Here is a 4,401-nt window from a genome sequence, read left to right on the forward strand (position 1 = left end):
TGGGCGACTTCCACATCTTCTTCAGCCCGAACTCCTGCACCCGCGCCTCGTCCGGGGTGATCGTGGCGCACTTGACGCCCACGCCGTGCTGCTTGATCGCATTCGCCGAATCGACCGTGACTTGGTCGTTGGTGGCGTCGCGGTTCTCAATCGACAAGTCGTAGTACCTCAGGTCAATGTCGAGATAGGGAAGGATCAGCCGATCCTTGATGAAGTGCCAGATGATCCGGGTCATCTCATCGCCATCGAGTTCGACCACCGGAGCCGCAACCTTGATTTTCGTCATCCTTCTCTTTCCTCGTTCGAGCCTTGACTTGGGCTGTATGCACCGCGCTGCGTTCCATTTTACTCGACGTCAAGAGGACTCCGGACCGTCCGCGCCTGCTGGCGCCTTCCCGCGCCCCATGGGAGGGGGCCGTCTGCATGACTTTGCGCGGCAACCCCGGCTGCGGGTCTGGCGTTCGGCCCGGGGGTCTGGACGCGCGTCCAACTTCGGGCGGGCCGCCCTTCGGGCCGCTCATCTACCCCACCGGCCGGGTGGTGTCGTTGAGCGGTGGATCCGGGGCGCCTGCGCCGGGCGGGGAAGCGGATCGGTGGGCCGGGCGGGCGCGCTAGCGGCGCGGACGCGGCAAATCTGGCGCGCGGGAGGACCGGCGGGGACGGGTTGGGGGCAACGGGCTGGGTAACGGGATGACCGGGGGACGGGTTGGGGCGACCGGCTGGGTGGCCGGGGGGCGGAAAACGAAGGCGGTGCACGATGCCGTCTGCACGGCATCGTGCACCGCCTTTTCTTGGCGACGGGGCGTCTGTCACATGTTGGCGACGTCCGCGGCCTTGGACTTGACGGCGGCGGCGGCCTCCTGGAGCTGGGTCAGCTCCGCGTCCGAGAGCTGGCGCTCCACGATCTCCTTGACGCCCGCCTTGCCGAGCTTGGCCTCGACGCCCAGGTAGACGTCGGAAATGCCGTACTGGCCGGTCAGCCAGGCGCAAACGGGGACGGTTTCGCCCGAATCGGCGGCGACGGCGCGGGCCATGCGGGCTGCGGCGGCGGACGGCGCATAGTAGGCCGAACCGGTCTTGAGGAGCGCGACGACCTCGGCGCCGCCCCCGCGCACGCGGGTGACCAGCGCGTCGATGTCGGCTGGCGGGAGGACGTCCGCGAGTAGCTTGACCTCGCCGTTGATGTTGACGGTGCAGGCCGAGGCGACCGGCACCATGGTGTCGCCGTGCGAACCGAGGGTCAGGGTCTTGACCGCGCCCACCGGCAAGCCCAGCTTGTCCGCCACGAAGTAGGTGAAACGCGCCGTGTCCAGCACGCCGGCCTGCCCCAGCACGCGGTGGTGCGGGAAGCCGGAGGCGAGTTGGGCCAGGGTCGTCATCTCGTCGAGCGGGTTGGACACCACGATGATGACCGCGTTCGGCGCGTACTTCGCGATGTTCTCCGCGACGCCGCGCACAATCCCCGCGTTGACCCCGAGCAGGTCCATCCGGCTCATGCCCGGCTTGCGCGGCACGCCCGCCGTCACAACGACCACCTCGGAGTCTTCAATGACTTCGTAGCCTTGGCCGTCCGTGGTGGTGGTCTTGCCGATCACGCGGGTTTCGAAGCCCTCGATGGGGCGGGAGGAGTTGAGGTCAAGAGCCAGGCCCTCAGACCAGCCGTCTCGAATGTCGGTCAGAACGACCTCGTCGAAAATGTCGTACTCAGCGAGCCGCTGAGCGGTGGTGGAGCCGTAAAATCCGGCGCCAATGACGGTAGCTTTACCGCTGCGTGCCATAACCAATGCTTCTTTCTGGTCAGATGATTCACTGCGAGGGCATCAATGCCGCCTCTAAGCATATCCGGACCAACGTCCCTTCCTTTCCGCCGTCTTCCCGCTCACGGCGGCCGGCGCCGGTCAGTGGAAGAAGTGCCGCGAGCCCGTGAAGTAGAGCGTCACGCCCGCCGCCTGGGCCGCCTCGACCACTTCCTGGTCGCGGATCGAGCCGCCAGGCTCCACGACCGCCTTGACGCCCGCCTTGGCCAGGACCTCGAACCCGTCCGCGAAGGGGAAGAACGCGTCCGATGCCGCCACCGCGCCTTTCGCCCTCTCCTCGCCCGCGCGCGCCACGGCCAGGCCCGCCGAGTCGACTCGGTTCACTTGGCCCATGCCGACCCCGACCGAGGCGCCATCCCTGGCCAGCAAGATCGCGTTCGACTTGACCGCCCGGCAGGCTTTCCAGGCGAAGGCAAGGTCGGCCAGCGTGGCCTGGTCGGCGGCCGGGCCGGCCGCCAGGCGCCAGTTCGCCGGGTTGTCGCCCGGGGCTTGGAACGCGTCACGGTCTTGGACCAGCAGGCCGCCGCTGACGGGCTTGGACTCCAACGCCGGCAGCGGTTCGGCGGCCAGCCGCAGGATCCTCAGGCTCTTCTTGGATTGGAGCAATTCAAGGGCTGCGGGCTCGTAGTCAGGGGCCACGATCACCTCGGTGAAGATCGGCTTGACCTGCTCGGCCATCGCCAGGGTGACGGTCCGGTTGGCGGCGATCACGCCGCCAAAGGCGCTCAGCGGGTCGCAGGCGTGCGCCTTGCGATGGGCCTCGGCGATGTCCCCGCCCACGGCGATCCCGCACGGATTCGCGTGCTTGACAATGGCGACGGCGGGTTCGGCGAAGTCGAGCGCGGCGCGGCGGGCGGCATCGGCGTCCCCGTAGTTGTTGAAACTCATGGGCTTGCCGCCCAGTTGCTCCGCTTGAGCCAGGCCGAGCGCCCCGAAGCCGCCGCTGACCTCGGTGTACACGGCGGCGGCCTGGTGCGGGTTCTCGCCGTAGCGGAGCGCGTCGTGGAGGCGGTGGGTGGCGCCGCGCCAGGCCGGCAGGCCCTCGGCGGGGGCCAACTCCGAAGTCATCCAGGTGGCGACCGCCACGTCGTAGTCGGCGGTGTGGATGAAGGCGTCGCGGGCCAGGTCCCGGCGCTGGGCCAGCGTGAACCCGCCGGCGGCCAGGGCCGCTGTCACCTCCGGGTAGCGGTCGGGCGCCGTGACGATCGCGACCGAGGGGTGGTTCTTGGCCGCCGCCCGCACCATAGTGGGGCCGCCGATGTCGATCTGCTCCACGCACTCGTCCAGCTCCGCTCCGCTGGCGACCGTCGCCGCGAACGGGTAGAGGTTGACCACGACCAGGTCGAACGGTTCGACCCCGAGTTCTTCCAGTTGACGCTCGTGGGCCGCTTTGCGCAGGTCGGCGAGGATTCCCGCGTGGACCTTCGGATGGAGCGTCTTGACCCGACCGTCAAGGCATTCCGGGAACCCGGTCAGGTCCTCCACGGCGGTGACCGGGACGCCGGCGGCGGCGATCACCTTGGCCGTCGATCCGGTGGAAACGATCTCCACCTCGGCCGCGCCTAGGGCTCGGGCCAGGTCCTCCAGGCCGGTCTTGTCGTAGACGGACACCAGGGCGCGGCGGATGGGGCGCCGACCCGCGCTCCCCGCCTGGTCGGGCGCGGGGCTGGGGGTTGGGGGGACGGCATCGGCGGCTGGGCGGTCTGGGCCGGGCTGGTGGGGTGAGTTTGCGGTCATAGCGGAACCTCCTTGGCTGGTCGGTTCCGTGCGCCCAGGCGAGCGGCGAACGGCTGCGATGGCGCCCGGGCCGCTTCCCGGTGGTGCTCCACCTGGTTTCGCCAGTTGCGGCCGGGCCGGGGCCTAGCTTACTCCGGGCCGCTGGCCAGTGTGACGCGGCCTTCGGCGAGCGCGGCGACCGTCTCGATCAGAAGCTGGCGTTCCTGAACCTTGACGCGTTCGTGGAGGGTGGCCTCGGTGTCGCTCGGCGCTATCCGGACTTGGCGTTGGGCGAGGATCGGACCGGTGTCCACGCCCGCGTCGACCTGGTGGACGGTGCATCCGGTGACTTCGACGCCGGCCGCCAACGCGTCGCGGACGGCGTGCGCGCCGGGGAAGGCGGGCAGCAGCGCGGGGTGGGTGTTGACGGTGCGATCCCCAAACCTGGCCAGGAAATCCCGCCCCAGAATCCGCATGAAGCCCGCCGAAACCACAAGGTCGGGCTTGAAAACCGCGACGGCGGCGGCCAGACCTCGGTTCCATTCGTCGCGGTTGGCGAAGTCAGTCGGGGCGACGGTGAACGTGGGGAGGCCGTGGCGTCTTGCCACATTCAGCACCTCCGCCGGGCGGTCGGCCCCCACCGCCACCACCTTGGCCGGGAAGCCTTCCAGCTTCGCGGCGCTGATCAGCGCGTCGGCCAGGGTGCCAGTGCCGGAGGCGAGGACGACCACGCGAAAACCCACCGGGCCACCTTACCGCCCGGATCGCCTTGTTGCGCCGGGCGGCCCCGTGGACCTATTCCCGTCGACTGGGCATGATCCCGCGCGCACTTCGTTGGCGTCGGGTGAGCCGAGACATGGAGAGGAGG

At 69.5% G+C, this 4,401-nt stretch carries 4 protein-coding genes; all 4 read right to left on the minus strand.

Going from position 1 to position 4,401, the window contains the following annotated elements:
- On the minus strand, positions 1 to 286 hold a 286-nt coding region (locus tag LBC97_16795; GenBank protein MDR2567673.1), incomplete at its 3' end, for an NADP-dependent isocitrate dehydrogenase.
- A 523-nt stretch (positions 287 to 809) separates the two neighbouring features.
- Positions 810 to 1,778, minus strand: coding sequence for a malate dehydrogenase (locus LBC97_16800; protein ID MDR2567674.1), 969 nt, complete (start codon positions 1,776 to 1,778; stop codon positions 810 to 812).
- 120 nt (positions 1,779 to 1,898) lie between these two features.
- Positions 1,899 to 3,554 carry a bifunctional phosphoribosylaminoimidazolecarboxamide formyltransferase/IMP cyclohydrolase gene (purH, locus tag LBC97_16805; protein MDR2567675.1) on the minus strand — a complete coding sequence of 552 codons (1,656 nt, stop codon included), beginning with the start codon at positions 3,552 to 3,554 and terminating at the stop codon, positions 1,899 to 1,901.
- A 128-nt stretch (positions 3,555 to 3,682) separates the two neighbouring features.
- The gene (purN, locus tag LBC97_16810) at positions 3,683 to 4,276 is read right to left on the minus strand and encodes a phosphoribosylglycinamide formyltransferase (protein ID MDR2567676.1); all 594 of its coding nucleotides are present in this window, start codon (positions 4,274 to 4,276) and stop codon (positions 3,683 to 3,685) included.
- Between the last annotated feature and the right edge of the window lie 125 nt (positions 4,277 to 4,401).

Source organism: Bifidobacteriaceae bacterium (assembly GCA_031281585.1).
Taxonomy (GTDB): domain Bacteria; phylum Actinomycetota; class Actinomycetes; order Actinomycetales; family WQXJ01; genus JAIRTF01.

Coding starts and splice junctions, on each gene's coding strand:
- LBC97_16800 (MDR2567674.1), bottom strand. CDS start 1,778: ATGGCACGCAGCGGTAAAGCTACCGTCATTGGCGCCGGATTTTACGGC.
- purH (MDR2567675.1), bottom strand. CDS start 3,554: ATGACCGCAAACTCACCCCACCAGCCCGGCCCAGACCGCCCAGCCGCC.